We start from the raw sequence: 24,348 nt of genomic DNA on the forward strand, positions 1-24,348 counted from the left end.
CTTCGCGCCGGCCGTTCCGTTTGACCCTTGGAGGCCTGAGTTGGCACACGCAGAACTCGCAGGAAAACACCTCGTTCTCGGCCTGACGGGCGGCATCGCCTGCTACAAGATCGCCGAGCTCACCCGGCTGCTGACGAAGGCAGGCGCGACCGTGCAGGTCGCGATGACCGAAGCCGCCACGCAGTTCATCACGCCCGTCACGATGCAGGCGCTGTCCGGCCGGCCCGTCTACATGAGCCAGTGGGACGCGCGCATCGGCAACAACATGGCGCACATCGACCTGTCGCGCGAAGCCGACGCGATCGTGATCGCGCCCGCGTCGACGGACTTCCTCGCGAAGCTCGCGCACGGGTTCGCGGACGACCTGCTGTCGACCCTGTGCGTCGCGCGCGACTGTCCGCTGCTCGTCGTGCCCGCGATGAACCGCCAGATGTGGCAGAACCCGGCCACGCAACGCAATGCCGCGCAACTGCGCGCCGACGGCGTGTCGGTGCTCGGCCCCGATTCGGGCGCGCAGGCGTGCGGCGAAGTCGGCGACGGCCGCATGCTCGAGCCCGAGGCGATCTATGAGGCGATCGTCTCGCACTTCGCGCCGAAGGTGCTCGCGCACCGCCGCGTGCTGATCACGGCCGGCCCGACGTTCGAGCCGCTCGATCCGGTGCGCGGCCTCACGAACCGCTCGAGCGGCAAGATGGGCTTCGCGCTCGCGCGCGCCGCGCAGCAGGCCGGCGCCGACGTGCATCTCGTCGCGGGGCCGGTCGCGCTCGACACGCCGTGGGGCGTGTACCGCCAGGACGTGCAGACCGCGCAGCAGATGTACGACGCGGTGATGCAGGCGGTAGCCGACGCCGACATCTTCATCGCGGTGGCCGCGGTCGCCGACTGGCGCGTCGATCAGCCGGCCGAGCACAAGATGAAGAAGACGGCCGACCGCAAGATGCCGGCGCTCGCGTTCGTCGAGAACCCCGACATCCTCGCGTCGGTCGCGGCGCTGCCCGATCCGCCGTATTGCGTCGGCTTCGCGGCCGAAAGCGGCGACCTCGACGTGCACGGCGACGAGAAGCGCAAGCGCAAGAACGTGCCGCTCCTGGTCGGCAACCTCGGCCCGCTGACGTTCGGCCGCGACGACAACGAAGTCGTGCTGTTCGAGGCAGCCGGCCTCACGCGCCTGCCGCGCGCGCCGAAGGACGAGCTCGCGCACGTGCTCGTCGCGGAAATCGCGAAGCGCCTGCCGGACAACCGCCTGATCTGATTACCCGCGCGGCGGCCCGCGCCGCCGCGCCCTTCCCGACCGATTCGACGACCGCATGAAACTCGACCTGAAGATTCTCGACGCGCGCATGCGCGACTACCTGCCCGCCTACGCGACCACCGGCAGCGCGGGCCTCGACCTGCGCGCGTGTCTCGACGCGCCCGTCACGCTGCAGCCGGGCGAAACGACGCTGGTTCCGACGGGCCTCGCGATCCATCTCGAAGACCCCGGCTACGCAGCGCTGATCCTGCCGCGCTCGGGCCTCGGCCACAAGCACGGGATCGTGCTCGGCAACCTCGTCGGCCTGATCGATTCCGACTACCAGGGCCAGCTGATGGTGTCGACGTGGAACCGCGGCCAGACCGAGTTCGTGCTGAACCCGTTCGAGCGGCTCGCGCAACTCGTGATCGTGCCGGTCGTGCAGGCGCAGTTCAACATCGTCGACGACTTCGCGCAAAGCGATCGCGGCGAAGGCGGCTTCGGCAGCACCGGCCGTCACTGAACGGCGCAACGCAAAAAGGGGCCTCGCGGCCCCTTTCCTTTTTCCGATTCAGTGTGACTGCGCTCACCGCTCGGCCGTCTGCGCGATCCGCGCGGGTACGAGTTCGCGGCGCCGCGCCTGCGCGATGCTCGCGTAGATCACCAGCGCGACCAGCACGCCGAGCAGCACCGCCGACGAGCCGACCGTGCCGAGCGCGAGTCCACCCTTGGCGACCGGTTTCGTCAGCAGGTCGCCGACCGTCGCCCCGAACGGACGCGTGAGCACGAACGCCGCCCAGAACAGCAGCACGCCGGAAATGCGCGTGAAGTAGTGCGCGAGCACGATCGCCGCGAGCAGCCCGCCGATCAGCAGCGCGCCGCCGCCGAAGCCGAGGCCCGAGCTGTCCGCGAGGAAATCGCCGAGCGCGGTGCCGAGCGTGTTCGAGAACAGGATCGCGATCCAGTACAGCAGCTCGACCTTGCGCGTGCGGATCAGGTCGACCGACAGCGATTCGCCGCTCAGGCGCCACACCGTGAAGATCGCCAGCAGGATCGCGACGAGAATCGACGAGCCGGCCGCATAGCCGAGGCCGAGCGTGCGGTCCATGAAGTCTGACATCGTCGTGCCCGCCGTGCTCGTCGCGACGATCACGGCCCAGTAGATCGCCGGGCGATATTGCGTCGTCCTGAGCTGCGCGCCGAGCGTGACGAGAAAGAAACCGAACAGCAGGATCGAGCTCACCGCATAGCCGACGTTCAGCGTCATCGAGAGCAGGTCGCCGCCGGTTTCGCCGAGCGTCGTCGCGCAGATCTTCATGATCCAGAACGCGAGCGTGATTTCGGGAAGTTTGTTCATTCGAACCCCTTTTACAGATGGCGCCGGGCTGGCGTGCGCCGGCCCGGATCGCGGACAGGTTCGAATGTAATCGCCGCCGGCTTAACGGAACCTTAGCGCGGCGGGCGTTGCGATGCCGCGCGGGCCGCAGCCCCGCGGCGGGAACGCACGCGTCAGCGCGCGTGCTGGTGCCGATAGTGCAGCGTGTACGCGAGCGTCAGCAGCACGACGAACACGACGCCGACCACCATCGTCATCCGGAATTCGCGCGTGAACGCGGTCGTCAGCAGGATCGCGCCGACGAGCCCGGCACCGAGCAGGCTGCCGAACGGGTGTCCCCACATCCGGAACGCGAGCGCCGGGCCGCGGTACCGCGCGCGAAAGCGCAGATGCGTGACGAAGATCATCATCCACGTGAACAGCGCGCCGAACATCGCGATCGCCATCATCACGGTAAACGCGGTGTCGGGCGACAGCGCGACCAGCACGGCCGCGACCGCGACGCCGCTGGTCGAGATCCACAGCGCCGCGCGCGGCACGCCGTTGCTGCCGAGCCGGCCGAACACCGCCGGCGCGAGCCGCGCGCGCGACAGGCTGAACATCATCCGCGTCGTCACGTAGAGCTGGCTGTTCATCGCCGACAGCGCCGCGATCAGCAGCACGAAGTTGATCACGCCGGCCGCATACGGCACGTGCGTCGCGGCCATCACCTTCACGAACGGGCTTTCGTCGGTGCCGGCCTGGGTCCAGGGCACGATCGCGAGCATCAGCGACAGCGTCAGCAGGTAGAACAGCACGAGCCGGAACACCGTCGAGCGGAACGCGCGCGTGACCGCGTGCTGCGGATCGCGCGCCTCGCCGGCCGCGATCGCGACCGCCTCGATGCTCATGTAGCTGAAGATCGCGACGATCACCGCGACCCAGGTGCCCCACGGCCCTTTCGGCATGAAGCCGCCATGCGCGGTGTAGTTCGCGAAGCCGATGCCGGAAGCCGCCGGCGCCGACCACACGAGATACGCACCGAGCACGATGAACACGACGATCGCCGCGATCTTCAGCAGCGAGAATGCGTATTCGACCGAGCCGTACAGCGTGACGCTCGCCAGGTTCACCGCGATCAGCAGCGCGGAGAAGCCGATCACCCAATACCAGCCGGGCACGGCCGGAAACCAGTACTTCATGAAGACGGCGATCGCGCTGATCTCGGTGCCGATCGCGAACACTACCGCGAACCAGTATGCATAGCGCACGAGAAAGCCCGCGAGCGGGCCGACGTAGTGCTCGGCATACGCGCCGAACGAACCGGCCGTCGGATGCGCGACCGTCATTTCCGCGAGCGCGCCCATCAGCAGCAGCGCGATCAGCGCGCCGATCGCGTACGAAACCAGCACGCTCGGGCCGGCGAGCCCGATCGCGAACCCGCTGCCGAGGAACAGCCCCGTGCCGATCGCGCCGCCGATCGCGATCATCGCCATCTGCCCGGACGTCAGCGCATGGCGCAAGCCTTGTTCGCGCGCGACGATGTTGTCGAACGATCGTTGTTGTTGTGTCACTGCGTTACCACTCCCCTGCACCGCCATCGCGCCACCGGCGCCAGATAAAACGAAACGGCGCGGAGAACTTCCCGCGCCGTTCGCATGAACCACGAATTATCGCTTACTCGACTTCGACCGCCTCTTCGTTCGGCTTGTGCGGCGGATTCGCCAGCTTGTCGAACGACAACTGCACCTTGTCGTTTTCGTCCACGTCGACCGTCACATGGCCGCCATTGACGAGCTTGCCGAACAGCAGCTCGTCGGCCAGCGCGCGACGGATCGTGTCCTGGATCAGCCGCTGCATCGGCCGCGCCCCCATCAGCGGGTCGAAGCCGTGCTTCGCGAGATGCTTGCGCAACGCGTCGGTGAAGAGCGCGTCGACCTTCTTCTCGTGCAACTGCTCCTCGAGCTGGATCAGGAACTTGTCGACCACGCGCATGATGATTTCCTCATCGAGCGAGCGGAAGCTGATGATCGCGTCCAGACGGTTGCGGAACTCCGGCGTGAACAGGCGCTTGATGTCGGTCATCTCGTCGCCCGTTTCGCGGCGCGTCGTGAAGCCGATCGTCGCCTTCTGCATCGACTCGGCGCCCGCGTTCGTCGTCATGATGATGATGACGTTGCGGAAATCCGCCTTGCGGCCGTTGTTGTCCGTCAGCGTGCCGTGGTCCATCACCTGCAGCAGCACGTTGAAGATGTCCGGATGCGCCTTCTCGATCTCGTCGAGCAGCAGCACGCAGTGCGGCTTCTTCGTGACGGCTTCGGTCAGCAAGCCGCCCTGGTCGAACCCGACGTAGCCCGGCGGCGCGCCGATCAGCCGGCTCACCGCGTGACGCTCCATGTATTCCGACATGTCGAAGCGGATCAACTCGATGCCGAGCGTGAACGCGAGCTGGCGCGCCACTTCGGTCTTGCCGACGCCGGTCGGGCCGGAGAACAGGAACGCGCCGATCGGCTTGTCCATCTTGCCGAGGCCCGCGCGCGCCATCTTGATCGACGCGGCGAGCGCGTCGATCGCCGGATCCTGGCCGAACACGACGCTCTTCAGGTCGCGATCGAGCGTCTGCAGCTTGCTGCGATCGTCCTGCGACACGCTCTGCGCCGGCACGCGCGCGATCTTCGAGATGATTTCCTCGATCTCGCTCTTGCCGATCGTCTTCTTCTGCTTCGACTTCGGCAGGATGCGCTGCGCGGCACCCGCTTCGTCGATCACGTCGATCGCCTTGTCCGGCAGGTGACGGTCGGTGATGAAGCGCGCCGACAGTTCGGCCGCGGCCGACAGCGCGCCCGACGAATACTTGACGCCGTGATGCTCCTCGAAGCGCGACTTCAGCCCGCGCAGGATCGCGACCGTCTGCTCGACGGTCGGCTCCGTCACGTCGACCTTCTGGAAGCGCCGCGACAGCGCCGCGTCCTTCTCGAAGATGCCGCGATACTCGGTGAACGTGGTCGCGCCGATGCACTTGAGCGTGCCCGACGACAGCGCCGGCTTCAGCAGGTTCGACGCGTCGAGCGTGCCGCCCGATGCGGCGCCCGCGCCGATCAGCGTGTGGATTTCGTCGATGAACAGGATCGCGTGCGGCCGTTCCTTCAACTCCTTCAGCACCGTCTTCAGACGCTGCTCGAAGTCGCCGCGATACTTGGTGCCCGCAAGCAGCGCGCCCATGTCGAGCGAATACACCTGCGCGTTCGCGAGGATGTCCGGCACTTCGCCGCGCGTGATGCGATAGGCGAGCCCTTCCGCGATCGCGGTCTTGCCGACGCCGGCCTCGCCGACGAGCAGCGGATTGTTCTTGCGGCGGCGGCACAGCACCTGCACGACGCGCTCGACCTCGGGCTCGCGGCCGATCAGCGGATCGATGCGGCCGTCCTTCGCCATCTGGTTCAGGTTCTGCGTGAACTGCGCGAGCGGGGTTTCCTTCTGCGCATTCGCGTCTTCGCTTTCCGCGTTCGCGTCGGACGACTTCGCGGCTTCGCCGCCGTTCGTCTTCGCGATGCCGTGCGAAATGAAGTTCACGACGTCCAGGCGCGTGACGCCCTGCTGCTGCAGGTAGTAGACCGCGTGCGAATCCTTCTCGCCGAAGATCGCGACCAGCACGTTCGCGCCGGTCACTTCCTTCTTGCCGTTCGACGTCGACTGGACGTGCATGATCGCGCGCTGGATCACGCGCTGGAAACCGAGCGTCGGCTGGGTATCGACATCGTCGGTGCCCGGGACGGTAGGTGTGTTGTCGTGGATGAAATTGCGCAGGTTCTGACGCAAGTCCTCGATGTTGGCCGCACACGCGCGCAACACCTCGGCTGCCGTCGGATTATCCAGCAGGGCCAGCAGCAGATGCTCGACCGTAATGAACTCATGGCGCGCCTGGCGTGCTTCCATGAACGCCATGTGCAGGCTGACTTCCAATTCCTGGGCAATCATGCTTCCTCCATCACGCACTGCAGCGGATGCCCGGCCTGCCGCGCATGGGTAACGACTTGCTCAACCTTGGTCGACGCGATGTCCCGCGTATAGACCCCACAAACCCCTCGCCCTTCGCGATGGACCTTCAGCATGATCTGCGTGGCCGTCTCGCGATCCTTCTTGAAATACTCCTGTACGACCATCACGACGAACTCCATCGGCGTGAAGTCGTCGTTCAGCAGCACCACCTTGTACATCGAAGGCGGCTTGAGCTTCTGCTGCTTGCGTTCCAGGACGGTGCTGTCCTGCTTGTCCGGGATAATCGCCATACACCCATTCTAAACAACTCGGACAGGCCCGCAATCCTGCCGTTACCCGACCGACCGGCCGGTGCCCTCCCTGGTTCCCGACGACCCGCGATCGTCTTCGCACCATACGAAAGCCGGCTGCGGTGCCGGCTTTCACGCGTGGCGCGGAACACGAACCGTCAGGGGGAAACTGCACCGGACGTCGCATCCGCGTCCAGTATCCCACAAGCCGGGACGACTCGATCGCGTGTCACTCGAGCCTGGTATATGAGCCGATTATGCGTCTTTTCAAGTCCGCGCGCTCGACGGGATGCTGCAAAGCAAAGCCGGAAAAACCCTGAAAATGGGTTCTTTACAACGTCCCTCTAAACGTCTAAAAATTCCCCTTGACACTCAAATAAAGAGCGCCAACAATCAAGCTGGCACTTTTTTCAACTCGCCAGTTGGCGAAATGAAAGAGGCCGAAGGTGAGCTTGTGAGGGGGGAACGGCTGTATTTTCCGGTCGTTTAGCTTTTCGAGCGTGCTCGTGGTAAGTAGCAGCGACTGTGTGACAGGGGAAGTAGGAAATGGCAACTGGTATCGTTAAGTGGTTCAACGACGCGAAGGGCTTCGGTTTCATCACTCCCGACGAGGGCGGTGAAGATCTGTTTGCGCACTTCTCGGCCATCAACATGCAGGGCTTCAAGACCCTGAAGGAAGGCCAGAAGGTGAGCTTCGAGGTCGTTCAAGGGCCGAAGGGCAAGCAAGCGTCGAACATCCAGGCCGCGTAAGGCACCGGATATCAGACGAAGAAACCCGGCATTGCGCCGGGTTTCTTTTTTTTCAGGCCGGCCACTCGTTAATTCGATTGGCCGGCCTTTTCGTTCAATCCCGATAATCGAACACGTATTGTCTTGTTGCACGCGCAGATCGAATGCCGTCATGCGCGTGAAACATATTCGATATCCGTTACACGACCTTCAGCGTGCCCATCATGCCGAGATCCTCGTGTTCGAGAATGTGGCAATGAAACATGCGCTCGCCGGGCATGTCTTGCGTGACGAGTAGCGTCACGGTCTCGCCGCTGCGCACGTTGACGGTATCGCGCCATGCGCGGAACGGTTCGCTCGTGCGCGTGCCGTCCGACGCGCGCTCGATCACCTGGAATTGCGTGCCATGCAAGTGGAACGGGTGATCCATGTCGGTGGCGTTGCGCAGGGTCCAGCGCTCGACGTCGCCGCGGCGGCTGGTCAGCGTCGCGCGATGCGGCGCGTAGGTCGCACCGTTGATCATGAAGCGCATGCCCGCCGGGCGGCCGTGTGCCGGCCCTTTCATCATCGCGTCCATGTCCATCTTTTCGCCGAACTCGATCGTCTTCTGCGCGACCGGCTCACCGAGCGCGGGCACCCTGCGCAGCGTCGCGGGCAGCGCGCGCGCCGCTGCAGGCGAGAACGCGACATCGGCGAGCGCCAGCGCCGGATCCGGCGGCAGGCTGCCGTGGCCGCCGTCGTGCGACATTGCCATCTTGCGGCGGTCGTATTCGGCCGCCTGCAGCACCGCGCGTGACGCGCGGTCGCCGGCGCGCACCAGCAGTTCCGCACGCTCGCCCGGCGCGAGCAGCAGCGACGTCACGCGGCGCGGCGCATCGAACAACCCGCCGTCGGTACCGACCTGCTCGAACGCGCGGCCGTCGTCGAACGCGACGCGCAGGTAGCGCGCGCTGCATGCGTTCCACACGCGCCAGCGCTCGTCGCCCGCGACGTCGATCCGCGGCCGGCGCGCCCCGTTGACCAGTACGAACTGGCCTTCGCGGCCGTTCATCCAGTCCATCATGTCGTTCGGCGGGATCGTGCCGTCGCGCGCGAGCTTCAGGTCGGACACGAACAGGTTGCGCTCGGGCCAGCCTGCGAGCGGGTCGTCGGCGGCGCGCACGATGAAGGGCCCCGCAAGCCCGCGGAATACCTGTTCGGCCGTCATCATGTGCGGATGGGGGTGATACCAGTAGGTGCCGGCGCTGCCCTTCGGCAGCGTGAAGCGGTACACATGCGACGCGCCCGGCGCGACCGGATCGGACGGATTGCCGTCCTGGTCGGGCGGCACCGGCAGCCCGTGCCAGTGGATCGTCGACGGTTGCGGCAGCTTGTTCACGAAGCGGATCTCGACCGTGTCGCCCTCGCGCACGTCGATCAGCGGGCCGACAACAGGCCCTTGCGTGCCGGCGCCGAACTGCCAGAACGTCGTCGGACGCGCTCCGTGCAGCATCGCACGCGCGACCGGCTGCGCGACCAGCGTCGCGCGGAACGTGCCGGGTTCGCGGCTTTCGTTTGCCAGGATGCGCAGCGACGCGAGCGGCGTGCCGGCCGGCAGGGCATCGGCCGCGGCGAGCGCGGCCGGCGCCGGCTTCGCGTGCTGCGCGTGGTCCGCCATTCCCGACATGCCCGGCATGTCGTCCATCTGATCCATGCCGGCCATGCCCGCGTGACCGGCATGCTGCGCCCATGCGGCGCGCGCAAACAGCGAAGCGGCCGCGACACCGATGGCGTGCGACAGGAAGGTTCTCCGTATCATCAATCGTTCCTCGTTATTCGTGCTGCATCGCGCGGCCGTCGCGACCTGCGCGCGTGCCGGCACGGGGAAGCGCCCGTGCGACGCGCAATCCGATGCCCGCGTCATCATAACCGCAGCACTCGGTCGAAACGCCGCGACACCGCGCGAGCGTCGATACGCCGCACGACGCGGCCGGCCCGACGATTCGCGCGCCGCGCGGGCCGCGTTTTCGCTCATCGAACGACGCCGCGGGCCCCGCTGCCTTCACGCCGGCCGGGGCGATCGACGCCTTGCATCCCCGCTTTGGTCACGCCCGATCGAAGGCATTTGCTGCCGCTGCGCATCGCGTCATCGACGCGTCGCGCGCCCTCTTTGCCTGAACCCCTCGATTTTTCACGATGTGGAACAAGTCTCTGCTTTATAAAAATTCGTGGTGCACGGCACAAATTCGCTGTTTCGCGATGCCAAAAATCATTCCGCAATACAAAACACACGAAATATCACATTGTTTTAAAAGGAGAATTTTTGTTTCGAGAAAGCGTTCTACGCGCACCATCGAGCGCGCTCGCGGACGTAGACTTTGTTCCATGCACTGACGCTTCGCCACGACGTTCGATACGGAACCCGGCGCAAGCAGCCAGTCGGGCCACAGCCGGACGCGCCGGCGGGCGGCACACCAGAATCGCTTGTGATCAGAAAGGGAGAACGGAAATGAAGGGATTTCGCTTTGGTTCAGCGCTCGGGTCGTTCTACATCCTGCCGGCAAACGGCGGCTGGGAAGCGACGTTCGGCAACGCCTCGCTCGGCGCGTTCTCGTGCCCGGAAGTGGCAGCCGACCACATCTCCCGCGGCGACTGCGAACAGCCGTCCGAACTGGATACGGCCACGCTCGAAGTGCCGCACGAAATCGCCGAATGGGAAATCGTTCACGTCTGAATGGCACGCCTGCAACGAAAAACGCCCCGGGTGACCGGGGCGTTTTCATTATCGGCGGGACGGCGAGCCGCCAGGCCCGCCGCATCTGCTGCTGCCGTTGCCAGGGCGCGCGCGGTGGCGCGGCCGGCGTCAGGCGACTGCGTCGACGATGCCGTTCAGCGTTGCGCTCGGGCGCATCGCCTGGCTCGTCAGCTCGACGCTCGGACGGTAGTAGCCGCCGATCGCCTGTGCCTTGCCCTGCGCGGCCGACAGTTCTTCCAGGATGCGCGCTTCGCTGTCGGACAGCGACTTCGCGACGCCTTCGAATTGCGCCTTCAGTGCGGCGTCCTCGGTCTGCTCGGCCAGCGCCTGCGCCCAGTACAGGCACAGGTAGAAGTGGCTGCCGCGGTTGTCGAGGCCGCCGACCTTGCGCGCCGGCGACTTGTTCTCGTCCAGGAACTTGCCGGTCGCCTGGTCGAGCGTCTTCGCGAGCACGAGCGCCTTCGGGTTCTGGTAAGCGTTGCCGAGGTGTTCGAGCGACGCGGCCAGCGCGAGGAATTCGCCGAGCGAATCCCAGCGCAGGAAGCCTTCCTCGACGAACTGCTGCACGTGCTTCGGTGCCGAGCCGCCCGCGCCCGTCTCGAACATCCCGCCGCCGGCCATCAGCGGCACGATCGACAGCATCTTCGCGCTGGTGCCGAGTTCCATGATCGGGAACAGGTCGGTCAGGTAGTCGCGCAGCACGTTGCCCGTGACCGAGATCGTGTCCTTGCCCGCGCGGATGCGCTCGAGCGAGAAACGCGTCGCGTCCACCGGCGTCATGATGCGGATGTCGAGGCCGTTCGTATCGTGATCCTTCAGGTAGCGTTCGACCTTCGCGATGATCTGCGCGTCGTGCGCACGTGCCGGATCGAGCCAGAACACGGCCGGCGCGCCGGTCGCGCGGGCGCGGTTGACCGCGAGCTTGACCCAGTCCTGCACCGGTGCGTCCTTGGTCTGGCACATGCGCCAGACGTCGCCCGACTCGACCGCATGCTCGAGCAGCACGTTGCCGGCTTCGTCGGTGACGCGCACGACGCCGTCGGCCGGGATCAGGAACGTCTTGTCGTGCGAACCGTATTCCTCGGCCGCCTGCGCCATCAGGCCGACATTCGGCACGCTGCCCATCGTGACGGGGTCGAATGCGCCGTGCTGCTTGCAGTCCTCGATCACGGCCTGGTAGACGCCCGCGTAGCAGCGGTCCGGAATCACGGCCTTCGCGTCGTACAGTTCACCGTCCGGGCCCCACATGCGGCCCGACTCGCGGATCATCGCCGGCATCGATGCGTCGACGATCACGTCGCTCGGCACGTGCAGGTTCGTGATGCCCTTGTCCGAGTTGACCATCGCGAGGCGCGGACGCACCGCGTACTCGGCCTTGACGTCGGCTTCGATCGCTTCGCGCGTGTCGGCCGGCAGGTCCTTCAGGCGCGCGTACAGGTCGCCGATCCCGTTGTTCGGGTTGAAGCCGGCCTGCGCCAGCACGTCCGCGTGCTTCGCGAGCGCGTCGCGGTAGAACACCGACACGAAGTGACCGAACAGGATCGGATCCGAGACCTTCATCATGGTCGCCTTCAGGTGCACCGAGAACAGCACGTCCTGCGCCTTCGCGTCGGCGATCTGCGCTTCGATGAAGCTGCGCAGCGCCTTGCGGCTCATCACCGAGGCGTCGATGACTTCACCGGCCTTCACGGCCGTTTTTTCCTTCAGCACCTTCTTCACGCCGTCGGCCGTCGTGAGTTCGATCTTCACGCTGCCGGCATCGGCGATCAGCGCCGACTTCTCGCTGCCGTAGAAGTCGCCTTCGGTCATGTGCGCGACGTGCGCCTTCGACGTGGCCTTCCATGCGCCCATCTTGTGCGGGTGCTTGCGTGCGTAGTTCTTGACCGACAGCGGCGCGCGACGGTCGGAGTTGCCTTCGCGCAGCACCGGGTTCACCGCGCTGCCCTTGATCTTGTCGTAGCGGGCCTTGACGGCCTTCTCTTCGTCGCTCGACGGCTCTTCCGGGTAGGCCGGCAGCTTGTAGCCCTGCGCCTGCAGTTCGGCGATCGCGGCCTTGAGCTGCGGCACCGACGCGCTGATGTTCGGCAGCTTGATGATGTTCGCTTCCGGCTTCAGCGTGAGCTGGCCCAGTTCGGCCAGATCGTCGGAACCCTTCTGCTCCGGCGGCAGGACGTCGGCGAATGCCGCGATGATGCGGCCGGCGAGCGAGATGTCGCGCGTTTCGACGGCGACGCCCGACGAGCGCGTGAAGGCCTTGACGATCGGCAGCAGCGAATAGGTCGCGAGCGCGGGCGCTTCGTCGGTGAGGGTGTAGATGATCTTGGGCGAAGTGGACATGGTCGATGCGTTGCTACGTGAAAAGGAGCGCCGGCGGTAACCGGCGGGGAGCGACCGGGTCGATCGCGAAAGGGGTGTGCCGGCTAGCCGGGCGGTGGTGTTGCGAGGGCCGTCATGTTCTACCTTGCAGGGCACCCGGGCCGCATCGCGGCGCCGCGGCCCGCATGCCGGACCGCCCTGCCAACAAACCTGCCGTTCATGAAACGCCCCGGCGCCGGCAGTAGGCGCCGGGGCGGCCGGCGGTCCGCCGGCCTGCCCCGGAAGGGACTTACATGTTCTCGATCAGCACTTCGCCGAAGCCGGAGCACGACACCTGCGTCGCGCCTTCCATCAGACGCGCGAAGTCATACGTGACGCGCTTCTGCAGGATCGACTTCTCCATCGCGGCGATGATCGTGTCGGCCGCTTCCGTCCAGCCGAGGTGGCGCAGCATCATTTCCGCCGACAGGATCTCGGAACCGGGGTTCACGTAATCCTTGCCCGCGTACTTCGGCGCCGTGCCGTGGGTCGCCTCGAACATCGCGACCGAATCCGACAGGTTCGCGCCCGGCGCGATCCCGATGCCGCCGACCTGCGCGGCCAGTGCGTCGGAGATGTAGTCGCCGTTCAGGTTCAGCGTCGCGATCACGTCGTATTCGGCCGGACGCAGCAGGATCTGCTGCAGGAATGCGTCGGCGATCGAATCCTTGATGACGATCTCGTTGCCCGTCTTCGGGTTCTTTACGCGCATCCACGGGCCGCCGTCGATCAGCTCGCCGCCGAACTCCTTCTGCGCGAGCGCATAGCCGGCGTCACGGAACAGGCCTTCCGTGAACTTCATGATGTTGCCCTTGTGCACCAGCGTGACCGACTTGCGATCGTTGTCGATCGCGTACTGGATCGCCTTGCGCACGAGACGCTCGGTGCCTTCGGTCGACACGGGCTTGACGCCGATCCCCGAGGTTTCCGGGAAGCGGATCTTCTTCACGCCCATCTCTTCCTGCAGGAACTTGATGACCTTCTTCGCCTGCTCGGAGCCCGCGGCCCATTCAATGCCCGCGTAGATGTCTTCCGAGTTCTCGCGGAAGATCACCATGTCGATCTTTTGCGGCTCGCGCACCGGCGACGGCACACCCTTGAAATACTGGACCGGACGCAGGCAGACGTAGAGGTCGAGTTCCTGGCGCAGCGCGACGTTCAGCGAACGGATGCCGCCGCCGACCGGGGTCGTGAGCGGCCCCTTGATCGACACCACGTATTCTTTCAGCACCTGCAGCGTTTCGTCCGGCAGCCACACGTCCGGACCGTACACCTTCGTCGCCTTCTCGCCCGCGAAGATCTCCATCCAGTGGATCTTGCGCTTGCCCTTGTAGGCATGCGCGACCGCCGCGTCGACGACCTTGATCATGACCGGCGTGATATCGAAGCCCGTACCGTCGCCTTCGATGTAGGGAATGATCGGCTGATCGGAAACGTTGAGCGAGAAGTCCTTGTTGACGGTGATCTTGTCACCGCCCTCCGGAACCTTGATGTGCTGATACGGCATGATCGACTCCAGTGACGTGGCTGAGCAGGTGATGCTGGTCGAAACTGCGCGCGCGGCGAGGTGGCCTTGCCACCTTCGTGACGGCAACAGCGAGCCGCTATTCTAGCGCCCCAACCGGGGCCGGCGGCACGAAGCGCGACGCTGCGTATCAAGTCTTCCCTTATGTCTTATATAAGACAGAGGACTTGCCGTTCCGTATTATGCATTAAGATTCCGCCATTTGCCATAGACCGCCCGTCCCGCCGCCCCGCGGCACGCCGGGCGGGCGCCCCGCCATGACCCTGATCGCCCTCAACAAGCCGTTCGGCACGATTTGCCAGTTTTCCGCGCACGAGACGCGGCCGTCGCTCGGCGACTGGGTAACCACGCCCGGCGTCTACCCGGCCGGCCGGCTCGACGCGGACAGCGAGGGCCTGCTGCTGCTCACCGACGACGGCGCGCTGCAGGCGCGCATCGCCGAGCCGCGCCATAAGCTCGTCAAGCGCTACTGGGCGCAGGTCGACGGCGCGCCGGGACCGGCCGACCTGAAGGCACTCGCGCGCGGCGTCGATCTCGGCGACTACGTGACGCGCCCGTGCCGCGCCGAATTCATCGAACCGCCCGAGGCGCTGTGGCCGCGCAACCCGCCGATCCGCTATCGCGCCGCGATCCCGACCACGTGGATCGAACTCGCGATCACCGAAGGCAAGAACCGGCAGGTGCGCCGGATGACGGCCGCGATCGGCTTCCCGACCTTGCGTCTCGTGCGTGTCGGCATTGGCGCACTCGACATATTCGCGCTCGGCATTGCACCGGGCGAAACAATCGCGCTGCCGCCGCGGGCCCCGTGGGACGGTTTCGCACGCACCGAATGACGAATTCGGGACGCGCGAATTTTTCGTCATCTTTTTCGTCAACCGCCGGCGAAGATCGTGCGTTAAACCACGCAGATGCCAACCTTAGCTATCCGGCATTGGCAGCCGAACCGGTATTTCCGTGTTTGCGTCACGAAAGCGACGTTTTCTTCGAATACGATTCGGCGCCCGCAGCGCAAAGAGAAATTTCTCGAAGCGTCTGTCAACCGAAAGGTGGATGGCACCGTTAGACGACATGACTCCTATTGCCGGGTCATTTGGTTAATTAACTAAAGCTGAGGAACACAACATGAACAAACTGATCGCCGCTCTGGTCGCTGGCCTCTTCGCAACGGCAGCATTCGCACAAGCTTCGGCTCCGGAAGCTGCTTCGGCTGCTGCTCCGGCAGCTGCTTCGGCACCGGCAAAGCACGCTGCCAAGAAGCACCACGCAAAGAAGAAGCACCACGCAGCTAAGAAGGCAGCTAGCGAAGCCGAAGCACCGGCAGCTGCTTCGAACTAAGCAAGCTGTTTGTAATAACGCAGTCAAGAACACGCAGTCTTGCCGTTCTTACGGCGTTGAAAGGCAGATCACCGCGAGGCGATCTGCCTTTTTCTTTTTTGTGCCCGCCGGCGCGCTTCGCGTACCATGCGGGTCTCGTTTTCCCGATAGGAGCCCTGCTGTGCGATTCTCCCTGCGCCCGTCGCTCGGCCGCCTTGCGCGCGCCGCCGTGTTTCCCGCCGCGCTCGCCGTCCTCGCACTCGGCATGCAGACCGCCCACGCCCAGATGCCGCCCGGCGCCAAGCAGCCGGGCGAGTTCCCGCGCGTGAAGCTGCGCGCCGGCATGTACGTGATCGACGCGGCCGTCGCCGCGAACGACGCCGATCGCGAACAGGGGCTGATGTACCGGTCGCAGCTCGCGCCGAACGAAGGCATGCTGTTCGTGTTCAACGAGAACGCCGTGCACTGCTTCTGGATGAAGAACACGCTGATCCCGCTGTCGATCGCGTTCGTCCGCGCGGACGGCACGATCACCGACATCGACGAGATGAAGGCCGAGACGACCGACAACCACTGCCCGCGCAACAACGGTGTCTATGCGCTCGAAATGAGCAAGGGCTGGTTCGCGGCGAAAGGCATCAAGCCGGGCATGAAGCTCGACGGGCTGCCCAAGGCGCAGTAATCGCCATCGCCGCGGCACCGCCGCGCATCGACCGCAGCCGGCCGCCCTGCTTGTTGGGCGCCGGCTTTTTTTTCGCCGGCCGGCGGCCGCGGCCGCCTTGATACGGCGCACCTTGCCCGCATCTGCAAAAGCCACGGACAAGCGCTATGCTTTAAATCTCGCTTGTTTCAGCCCGGGCCGGCGCCGCCGTCCCGCTTACGATCCGAACCACCAGGAGGTTCACGTGCCCCGCAAAACCCCCATCGAGCGCTATCGCAATATCGGGATCAGCGCTCACATCGATGCCGGCAAGACCACGACGACCGAGCGCATCCTGTTTTACACCGGCGTGAGCCACAAGATCGGTGAAGTGCACGACGGCGCGGCCACGATGGACTGGATGGAGCAGGAGCAGGAACGCGGCATCACGATCACGTCGGCTGCGACCACAGCCTTCTGGAAAGGCATGGCCGGCAACTACCCCGAACACCGGATCAACATCATCGACACGCCCGGGCACGTCGACTTCACGATCGAGGTCGAGCGCTCGATGCGCGTGCTCGACGGCGCGTGCATGGTCTACGACTCGGTCGGCGGCGTGCAGCCGCAGTCCGAAACCGTATGGCGCCAGGCGAACAAGTACAAGGTGCCGCGCATCGCGTTCGTCAACAAGATGGACCGCATCGGCGCGGACTTCTTCCGCGTGCAGCGCCAGATCGGCGAGCGCCTGAAGGGCGTCGCCGTGCCGATCCAGATTCCGATCGGCGCGGAAGATCATTTCCAGGGCGTCGTCGATCTCGTGAAGATGAAGGCGATCGTCTGGGACGACGAAAGCCAGGGCGTGAAGTTCACGTACGAAGACATCCCCGCGAATCTCGTCGAGCTCGCGCACGAATGGCGCGAGAAGATGGTCGAGGCCGCCGCGGAAGCCAGCGAGGAACTGCTCGAGAAGTACCTGCACGACCATGAATCGCTGACCGAGGACGAGATCAAGGCCGCGCTGCGCCAGCGCACGATCGCCAACGAGATCGTGCCGATGCTGTGCGGCAGCGCGTTCAAGAACAAGGGCGTGCAGGCGATGCTCGACGCGGTGATCGACTACCTGCCGTCGCCGGTCGACGTGCCGGCCATCCTCGGTCACGACTTCCACGATCCGGAGAAGCCGGCCGAACGTCACCCGAGCGACGACGAGCCGTTCTCGTCGCTCGCGTTCAAGATCATGACCGATCCGTTCGTCGGCCAGCTGATCTTCTTCCGCGTGTATTCGGGCGTCGTCGAATCGGGCGACACGGTGCTGAACGCGACGAAGGACAAGAAGGAGCGGCTCGGCCGGATCCTGCAGATGCACGCGAACGAGCGCAAGGAAATCAAGGAAGTACGCGCGGGCGACATCGCGGCGGCAGTGGGCCTGAAGGAAGCGACGACGGGCGACACGCTGTGCGATCCGGCCAAGCCGATCATCCTCGAGAAGATGGAATTCCCGGAGCCGGTGATCTCGCAGGCCGTCGAGCCGAAGACGAAGGCCGACCAGGAGAAGATGGGCCTCGCGCTGAACCGTCTCGCGCAGGAAGATCCGTCGTTCCGCGTGCAGACCGACGAGGAATCCGGCCAGACGATCATTTCGGGGATGGGCGAGCTGCACCTCGAAATCCTGGTCGACCGGATGAAGCGCGAGTTCGGCGTCGAGGCGACGGTCGGCAAGCCGCAGGTCGCGTATCGCGAAACGGTGCGCACGACGGCATCCGATGTCGAGGGCAAGTTCGTCAAGCAGTCGGGCGGGCGCGGCCAGTACGGGCACGCGGTGATCACGCTGGAGCCGAACCCCGGCAAGGGCTACGAGTTCCTCGACGAGATCAAGGGCGGCGTGATTCCGCGCGAATTCATCCCGGCCGTCGACAAGGGCATCACCGAGACGCTGAAGAGCGGCGTACTCGCGGGCTACCCGGTGGTCGACGTGAAGGTGCACCTGACGTTCGGCTCGTACCACGACGTCGACTCGAACGAAAACGCGTTCCGGATGGCCGGCTCGATGGCGTTCAAGGAAGCGATGCGCAAGGCCAAGCCGGTGCTGCTCGAGCCGATGATGGCCGTCGAGGTCGAGACGCCCGAGGACTTCATGGGCAACGTGATGGGCGATCTGTCGAGCCGGCGCGGCATCGTGCAGGGGATGGAAGACATCGCGGGCGGTGGCGGCAAGCTGGTGCGCGCCGAGGTGCCGCTCGCGGAAATGTTCGGCTATTCGACGTCACTGCGCTCGGCGACGCAAGGCCGTGCGACGTACACGATGGAGTTCAAGCACTACGCGGAAACGCCGGCGAACGTGTCGGAAGCCGTGATCAACGCGAAAGTGAAGTAAGCGCGGCGCACCTGCGCACTGCTGCGCGGCAAGTACGAGCCCGTCCGGTTCCGGACGGGCTTTTTTTCGTCCGTCGAACGCAGCGATGCGACCGGCCGGCGACGTTTTTGATCGGCACGCCAGGCATTTTTTTCGCATGCCACAATGCATCGCGATTCGTCCGACGGAACCCTGCCGATGCCACGCCGCCCTGCCCTGCGCCGCCTGCTGATGCTGTATGCCGGCCTCATCGCCGCGAACGTCGCCGTCTGGCTGTGGGCACTCGCGGTGCTGCGCGACCATCCGCTGCTGCTCGGCACCGCGGCGATCGCGTACGGGCTCGGCCTGCGTCATGCGGTCGACGCCGATCACATCGCCGCGATCGACGTCGCGACGCGCAAGCTGATGCAGGACGGCCGGCGTCCGGTGACGGTCGGCCTGTTCTTCTCGCTCGGCCACTCGACGATCGTGATCGCCGCGACGCTCGGCATCGCGCTGAGCGCGTTCGCGCTGCGCGACCGCTTCGACGCATTCCGCGAGATCGGCGGCACGATCGGCACGGCCGTGTCGGCCACCTTCCTGCTCGTGCTCGCGTGCATCAACCTGGTGATCCTGCGCGACGTGTGGCGGCGCTATCGCGGCGCGCCCGATCACGCGCACGACGCCGCGCATGCACATCCTCCGGCCGGCCTCGTCGGTCGGCTGCTGCGCCCGCTGTTCCGCTTCGTGTCGAAGAGCTGGCACATGTATCCGGCCGGGGTGCTGTTCGGCCTGGGTTTCGATACTGCAACCGAAATCGCGCTGCTCGCGATCGCGGCCGCACAGGCGAGCCACGCGCTGCCGCTCTATACGGTCATGCTGTTTCCCGCGCTGTTCGCGGCCGGCATGACGCTGATCGACTCGACCGACAATGTCCTGATGATGCATGCGTACGGATGGGCGATGGACGACCCGCGGCGCAAGCTGCTCTACAACGCGAGCATCACGCTGCTGTCGGCGGCCGTCGCGCTGGCCATCGGCGGGATCGAGGCCGCCGGCCTGCTCGCCGACAAGCTGTCGTTGACGGGCCCCGTACGCGATGCGCTCGATGCACTCGGGGAACGCTTCGGCGCGATCGGTTACGGCATCGTCGCACTCTTTCTCGTCGCCTGGATCGCGTCGATCCTCTGCCATCGCTGGCCGCGCGCTGCCGACACGACGGCGCGCCAGACGTAGTCAGACGTTTCAGTTCGGAAACAAAAAGCTCACGACGACGTATCGCACGCTGTCGCGCACTCCGTGCGCGCCTTGCGCCGCGGGCATAGCCGGCCGGTGGCACGAATCTCGCAGTTAGGGATTCGCACGGCGGGCCCGCGTGCCGACTCGTGCTCGCGGCTGGCCTCCGGCGCCGGCCGGACACACGTCGGCCGCCGAAACGACACTGCATCGTTGCTGGTCCCCTGCTCCACACGTTGATGAACGCGCGTGTCGAGGCATCGCGCGCATCGGGAGGCCAATGATGAGCATAACGAAACAACTGTCCCGCACGACGGGACGGTGCTATCGCATGACCCTGCTGGCCGCAGCCGCGATTGCGTGCTGCTGCTCGTATGCCGTCGCGCAGGACACGACAACCGTCGTTCCTGTGACCGTGCTGCCGGGTGACGGCACTTCCACCACCCCATCCGCCCAGATCGAGCAGAATGCGGCGCCTGACGCCACGTCCAGCGCGGACACCGTGATGATCTTGGCCGAAAACGCTGCGTCATGTGCGGCCAACCCGGCCGCTTGTGCGGTGCGTGTGTATGCCGGCGGCGGCAATGGCGGAAATGGCGGCCTCGGTAGCGGCGGAACGACCGGAAGCGGGAGCGCCAGCACGGGTAGCGGCGGAAACAACGGCAATGGCGCCGTCGGCCCCGCAGGCGTCGGCGGGACAACGGGCGGGACGAACGGCTCGGTTGGCTCGGGGGGCACCGGCCGCGGCGGCAATGCCGCCGGCAGCGGGGGCTCAGGCGGTGGTACTTTGGGCGGTGGTACTTCCGGGGGCGGTACTTCCGGAGGCGGTACTTCCGGAGGCGGCCATGGTGGCGGTGGCGGCTCCGGCGGTGACGGAGGCCATGGCGACGGAGGCCATGGCGACGGAGGCCACGGTGACGGAGGTCACGGCGATGGAGGCCACGGCGACGGAGGTCACGGCGGTGGCGGCTCCGGCGGTGGCGGAGGCCACGGCGACGGGGGGCATGGTGGCGGCGGCTCCGGCGGTAGCGGAGGCTCCGGTGGCGGAGGTCACGGTGGTGGCGGCTCCGGCGGTGGCGGAGGCCACGGTGGCGGTGGTTCCGGCGGTGGTTCCGGCGGCGGCGGCCATGGCACCGGCGGCCATGGCACCGGCGGTCACGGCAACGGCGGTGGCAACGGTAATGGCAACGGTAGCGGCGGCGCTGGCAACGGTGGCGCCAACGGCGTCGGCAATGGCAATGGAAGCGGCAGTGCCGGCGGCAATGGCGGCAACGGCGGATCGTCCAGTGGCCATGGCCACTGACCGACGCATCGCCTGCCCCCGACGCGGTCAGAGCATTTCGAGCGCGCGCTTGCTGCGCGGCGGACGGAAGTACCCGTCGAGTTGCGCGCGCTCGTCATCGCTCAACACGAGATCGAGCGCGGCGCGATTGTCGCGCACGTGCTCGATCCGCGACGTCTTCGGAATCGCGAACACGCCCGGCTGCGCAAGCACCCAGGCGAGTGCGACGCGCGTGACCGACACACCGCGCTGCCGCGCGATTTCATCGAGCGGAGAACGCTTCGGCAGCCGTCCGTGATCGACCGGGCTGTAGGCCATCGCCGGCATCCGATGATCGGCGAGCCACGGCAGCAGGTCGAATTCCGGGCCGCGCCGCGCGATGTTGTAGAGAATCTGGTTGGTCGCGCACGCGCCCCCGCCCGCCTCGTCGACGAGCTCGGCCATGTCGGCCGTATCGAAGTTGCTGACGCCCCAGTGGCGGATCTTGCCCGCGCGTCGCAGCGCCTCGAACCCCTCGACGGTCTCCTCGAGCGGCACCGAACCACGCCAGTGCAGCAGGTACAGGTCGAGACGATCGGTACGCAGACGCTTGAGGCTCGCGTCGCACGCGGCGACGACGCCGCGCCGGCTCGCATGATGCGGATACACCTTGCTGACCAGGAACACGTCGTCGCGCAGGCCGGCGAGCGCCTCGCCGACGAGTGCCTCGGTCGCACCGTCGCCGTACATCTCGGCGGTATCGACCAGCGTCATCCCGAGATCGATCCCCTCGCGCAATGCGGCGATCTCGTCCGCCCGGCGCGCGGGCCGCTCGCCCATTTCCCAGGTGCCCAGGCCGAGTTTCGGAATCGTCTCACCGTCCGGCAGGACGACCGTGGCGATCGTGTCTGTCATGTGCTCCTCGCTGCGGATTCGTGGCCGCGCACCCGCGGCCGAAGCATCAAATACGACGCATCAGTGTAGTCAATCGGTGCGGCGTCCACCTGTTACACGGCAAAAACCGGCTATAACGGCACCGCATGATGACTTAGAATGGCCGGCACCCTGATCGATACCCATTCCATGAAGGCACCCACGGACGACCGCTGGCAGGACCTGCGCCCCGACCCCGACAACGACACGCCGCTCTACCTGCAGCTCGCCCGCAAGCTCGGCGACGCGATCCACGACAATCGCTGGGCGGCCGGCGAGGCGCTGCCGTCCGAACGCGTGCTGTCCGAAGCGCTCGGCGTGTCGCGCATTACCGCGCGCAAGGCGATCGCGCTGCTCGTCGAGCAGGGCCTGATCCGCCGCACGCAAGGGGCCGGCAACTTCATCCGGCCGCGCTACGAAGATCCGCTGTCGCGGCTGTCGAGCTTCAGCGAGATGCTCGAGCGCCGCGGCTTCAAGCCGAGTTCGCAATGGCTCGAGCGCGAAATCCAGCCAGCGAATCGCGACGAAGTGATCCAGCTCGGCCTGTCGCCGGCCGCCTCCGTTACACGGCTGAAACGCCTGCGCCTCGCCGACGGCATCGTGATGGCCGTCGAGAATTCGACGTTCCCCGCCACGCTGATTCCCGATCCGCAGGCGATCGGCGGTTCGCTGTACAGCTATCTCGAAGCGCGCGGCACGCCGATCGTGCGCGCACTGCAGCATTTCCGCGCGGTCAACGCGACCGACGAGATCGCGCAACAGATGGGCATCGCGCCGCACGACGCGCTGCTGCTGATCACGCGGATCGGTTATACGGCCGACCAGCGCGCGATCGAACTCACCGATACCTACTGCCGCAACGACTACTACGACTTCGTCGTCGAACTGCGCAAGTAACGCCGGCAATACTCACGGCGTACGGCGCCGCCGGCGCTCACAACCAGCATGCTTCGTCCGTGCCGAGCGGCACGGGCGGCCTCGAGAAGCGCGGCGGTGTCGCCGACAGGCGTTCGGCCGGACGCACGGCATCGATCGTGCCGAACGGCGACGCGCTCCGGTCGATCCGGTCGCGCACGTCGTCGAACGTGAAATCCGGCGCCCGCAGGCCGTCCGGCACCGTGCCGAACGATTGCAGCCAGCGCCCCGTCTGCGCGAGCGAGAGCCGCACGTGCCAGCTCCCCCCTTGGGTCGCACGGCGCGCGAGCGCGATCATCGCGCCGAACGCCGCGAGATAACCCGTCGCATGATCGAGCGCCTGGCATGGCAGATGGCGCGGGCCGTCCGCGTGCGCGGCGTGCTGCTCGTGCCACGCGATACCGCTCGCCGACTGCACGAGACTGTCGAAGCCACGCCGCATCGACCACGGCCCCGCGTGCCCGTATGCGGACACCGACACGCAGACGATGCCGGGTCGCAGCTCCGCCAGCGCCTGCGGCGAAAACCCGCGCGCCGCGAGCGCGCCGGGGCGATAGGCCTGCAGGAATACGTCGGCGTCGCGTGCGAGCGCGCGCAACGTGGCGACACCGCCCGCCTCGCGCAGGTCGATCCACGTCGAGCGCTTGCCGCGCCCGTTGTCGATCACGAGCGACGCGATGTTCGGCAGGTGCGGGCCGTTGACGAGCAGCGTCTGTGCCCCGTGCGATGCCAGCGTGCGGCCCGCGACCGGCCCCGCGATGATGCGCGTGAGATCGAGCACGCGCACGCCCGCGAGCGGCTGGTCGGGCGCGCCGTGGCCGATCGCCTCGACGGGCGCGTCACCGATCCGCTCGATCTCGAACAGCGGCAGCGACGCGAGTGCCCGTGCCTGGTCGTGCGCCGCCCATTCGTCAGGGGTTCTGATCAATGCCGCGCACAGGCCGGCCTCGGCGAGCGCGGTATCGAGTGCCGCGCCGTCCCACGTGCGGATCGCCGCGGCCACGTCATCGCGCTGCGGGCCGCTGCCGAGCACGTCGAGAATCCCGTGCAGGTGATGCGGAAAGTTCGCATGCAGCTGGATCCAGCGCCCGTCGCGCGTTTCGTAGAAGCCCGTCACCGGATGGCGCGGCTCGGGCGGCAGGCCGTCGTCCACGCGCAGGTAGCGTTCGCTGCGAAACGCGACGAGCGCGTCGCGCATCGACACGTCGACGCGCTGCGCGACGCCCGTGCGCAGCCGGTGGCATTCGGCCGCCGCGAGCCCGGCCGCCGCGATCGTCGCCGCGGCGAGCGTGCCGACGTGGAATGCCGACGGCAGCGTCGGGTCCTGCCCCGCCACGGCCGCGCGGGCCAGTGCGCGCGGTTCGCCGTGCGCCAGTTGCCACAAGTGGGTCAATGCGAGTTCGGAGGTCATGGTGGAAGCGCGCCGTGGAGGAGACGCATTCGAGTCTAGAATTCGCGACAGGCGCGATCAATCTTGATTGCGCGAATCAACGCATAACGAATAGTTGTAGCCGGGCCGCGCTTCATGCGCCC

Annotated in this window: 20 protein-coding genes; 10 read left to right on the forward strand and 10 right to left on the reverse strand. The window is 66.4% G+C overall.

The window, feature by feature from the left end:
• Positions 1–40 precede the first annotated feature (40 nt).
• Both coaBC and dut read left to right on the forward strand, forming a co-directional pair.
• Positions 41–1,252, forward strand: a complete 1,212-nt coding sequence (gene coaBC, locus DID99_RS02500) for a bifunctional phosphopantothenoylcysteine decarboxylase/phosphopantothenate--cysteine ligase CoaBC (protein WP_124486990.1) — start codon at positions 41–43, stop codon at positions 1,250–1,252.
• A 55-nt stretch (positions 1,253–1,307) separates the two neighbouring features.
• On the forward strand, positions 1,308–1,754 hold the full coding sequence (gene dut, locus DID99_RS02505) for a dUTP diphosphatase (RefSeq protein ID WP_124486989.1): 447 nt from the start codon (positions 1,308–1,310) through the stop codon (positions 1,752–1,754).
• A gap of 63 nt (positions 1,755–1,817) precedes the next feature.
• On the opposite strand, the gene DID99_RS02510 is transcribed toward dut, so the two are convergent.
• The 4 genes from DID99_RS02510 to clpS all read right to left on the reverse strand — a co-directional run bounded on the left by DID99_RS02510 (position 1,818) and on the right by clpS (position 6,835).
• On the reverse strand, positions 1,818–2,588 hold the full coding sequence (locus DID99_RS02510) for a membrane protein (protein ID WP_044845586.1): 771 nt from the start codon (positions 2,586–2,588) through the stop codon (positions 1,818–1,820).
• Positions 2,589–2,740: 152 nt separating this feature from the next.
• Complete coding sequence (locus DID99_RS02515; protein WP_124572037.1) at positions 2,741–4,120, reverse strand: amino acid permease; 1,380 nt, start codon at positions 4,118–4,120, stop codon at positions 2,741–2,743.
• 103 nt (positions 4,121–4,223) lie between these two features.
• On the reverse strand, positions 4,224–6,524 hold the full coding sequence (gene clpA, locus DID99_RS02520) for an ATP-dependent Clp protease ATP-binding subunit ClpA (protein ID WP_044845584.1): 2,301 nt from the start codon (positions 6,522–6,524) through the stop codon (positions 4,224–4,226).
• Positions 6,521–6,835: an ATP-dependent Clp protease adapter ClpS gene (gene clpS / locus DID99_RS02525; protein WP_006398529.1), complete on the reverse strand. Its 315-nt coding sequence runs from the start codon at positions 6,833–6,835 to the stop codon at positions 6,521–6,523. The genes clpA and clpS overlap by 4 nt, the downstream gene beginning before the upstream one ends.
• Before the next feature lie 546 nt (positions 6,836–7,381).
• On the opposite strand from clpS, the gene DID99_RS02535 reads away from it, so the two are divergent.
• Positions 7,382–7,585, forward strand: coding sequence for a cold-shock protein (locus tag DID99_RS02535; protein ID WP_004196460.1), 204 nt, complete (start codon positions 7,382–7,384; stop codon positions 7,583–7,585).
• A gap of 178 nt (positions 7,586–7,763) precedes the next feature.
• On the opposite strand, the gene DID99_RS02540 is transcribed toward DID99_RS02535, so the two are convergent.
• On the reverse strand, positions 7,764–9,362 hold the full coding sequence (locus tag DID99_RS02540; protein WP_124572038.1) for a multicopper oxidase family protein: 1,599 nt from the start codon (positions 9,360–9,362) through the stop codon (positions 7,764–7,766).
• 690 nt (positions 9,363–10,052) lie between these two features.
• On the opposite strand from DID99_RS02540, the gene DID99_RS02545 reads away from it, so the two are divergent.
• Entirely contained in the window at positions 10,053–10,277 is a 225-nt protein-coding gene (locus tag DID99_RS02545) for a hypothetical protein (RefSeq protein ID WP_044845583.1), read from the forward strand.
• A 129-nt stretch (positions 10,278–10,406) separates the two neighbouring features.
• On the opposite strand, the gene DID99_RS02550 is transcribed toward DID99_RS02545, so the two are convergent.
• Together DID99_RS02550 and icd are read right to left on the reverse strand one after the other, a co-directional pair.
• A complete protein-coding gene (locus DID99_RS02550) occupies positions 10,407–12,635 on the reverse strand; it encodes an NADP-dependent isocitrate dehydrogenase (RefSeq protein ID WP_124666023.1) in 2,229 nt (742 codons plus the stop codon).
• Positions 12,636–12,903: 268 nt separating this feature from the next.
• Positions 12,904–14,160, reverse strand: a complete 1,257-nt coding sequence (icd, locus tag DID99_RS02555; protein ID WP_044845581.1) for an NADP-dependent isocitrate dehydrogenase — start codon at positions 14,158–14,160, stop codon at positions 12,904–12,906.
• A 275-nt stretch (positions 14,161–14,435) separates the two neighbouring features.
• On the opposite strand from icd, the gene DID99_RS02560 reads away from it, so the two are divergent.
• The 5 genes from DID99_RS02560 (at position 14,436) to DID99_RS02580 (ending at position 19,706) form a co-directional block, all read left to right on the forward strand.
• The gene (locus tag DID99_RS02560) at positions 14,436–15,014 is read left to right on the forward strand and encodes a pseudouridine synthase (RefSeq protein WP_124486986.1); all 579 of its coding nucleotides are present in this window, start codon (positions 14,436–14,438) and stop codon (positions 15,012–15,014) included.
• Between the two features lie 289 nt (positions 15,015–15,303).
• Entirely contained in the window at positions 15,304–15,516 is a 213-nt protein-coding gene (locus DID99_RS02565; protein ID WP_072465376.1) for a hypothetical protein, read from the forward strand.
• 160 nt (positions 15,517–15,676) lie between these two features.
• A complete protein-coding gene (locus DID99_RS02570; protein WP_044845579.1) occupies positions 15,677–16,177 on the forward strand; it encodes a DUF192 domain-containing protein in 501 nt (166 codons plus the stop codon).
• A 223-nt stretch (positions 16,178–16,400) separates the two neighbouring features.
• Complete coding sequence (gene fusA / locus DID99_RS02575) at positions 16,401–18,512, forward strand: elongation factor G (protein WP_044845578.1); 2,112 nt, start codon at positions 16,401–16,403, stop codon at positions 18,510–18,512.
• 177 nt (positions 18,513–18,689) lie between these two features.
• On the forward strand, positions 18,690–19,706 hold the full coding sequence (locus DID99_RS02580) for a HoxN/HupN/NixA family nickel/cobalt transporter (protein WP_260426328.1): 1,017 nt from the start codon (positions 18,690–18,692) through the stop codon (positions 19,704–19,706).
• Between the two features lie 772 nt (positions 19,707–20,478).
• Here the strand turns inward: DID99_RS02580 and DID99_RS38325 are convergent.
• The gene (locus DID99_RS38325; RefSeq protein WP_185733725.1) at positions 20,479–21,000 is read right to left on the reverse strand and encodes a hypothetical protein; all 522 of its coding nucleotides are present in this window, start codon (positions 20,998–21,000) and stop codon (positions 20,479–20,481) included.
• Between the two features lie 36 nt (positions 21,001–21,036).
• The gene (locus DID99_RS02595; RefSeq protein WP_124523007.1) at positions 21,037–21,882 is read right to left on the reverse strand and encodes an aldo/keto reductase; all 846 of its coding nucleotides are present in this window, start codon (positions 21,880–21,882) and stop codon (positions 21,037–21,039) included.
• A gap of 168 nt (positions 21,883–22,050) precedes the next feature.
• Here DID99_RS02595 and DID99_RS02600 point away from each other — a divergent pair, with 168 nt between their 5' ends.
• The gene (locus tag DID99_RS02600) at positions 22,051–22,797 is read left to right on the forward strand and encodes a GntR family transcriptional regulator (protein WP_044845577.1); all 747 of its coding nucleotides are present in this window, start codon (positions 22,051–22,053) and stop codon (positions 22,795–22,797) included.
• Between the two features lie 37 nt (positions 22,798–22,834).
• Here DID99_RS02600 and DID99_RS02605 read toward each other — a convergent pair whose 3' ends face one another.
• A complete protein-coding gene (locus DID99_RS02605) occupies positions 22,835–24,226 on the reverse strand; it encodes a CoA transferase (RefSeq protein WP_124666024.1) in 1,392 nt (463 codons plus the stop codon).
• Positions 24,227–24,348: the final 122 nt, after the last annotated feature.

The sequence above is a fragment of the Burkholderia sp. Bp8986 genome (assembly GCF_003854225.1).
In the GTDB taxonomy this organism is placed as follows: domain Bacteria; phylum Pseudomonadota; class Gammaproteobacteria; order Burkholderiales; family Burkholderiaceae; genus Burkholderia.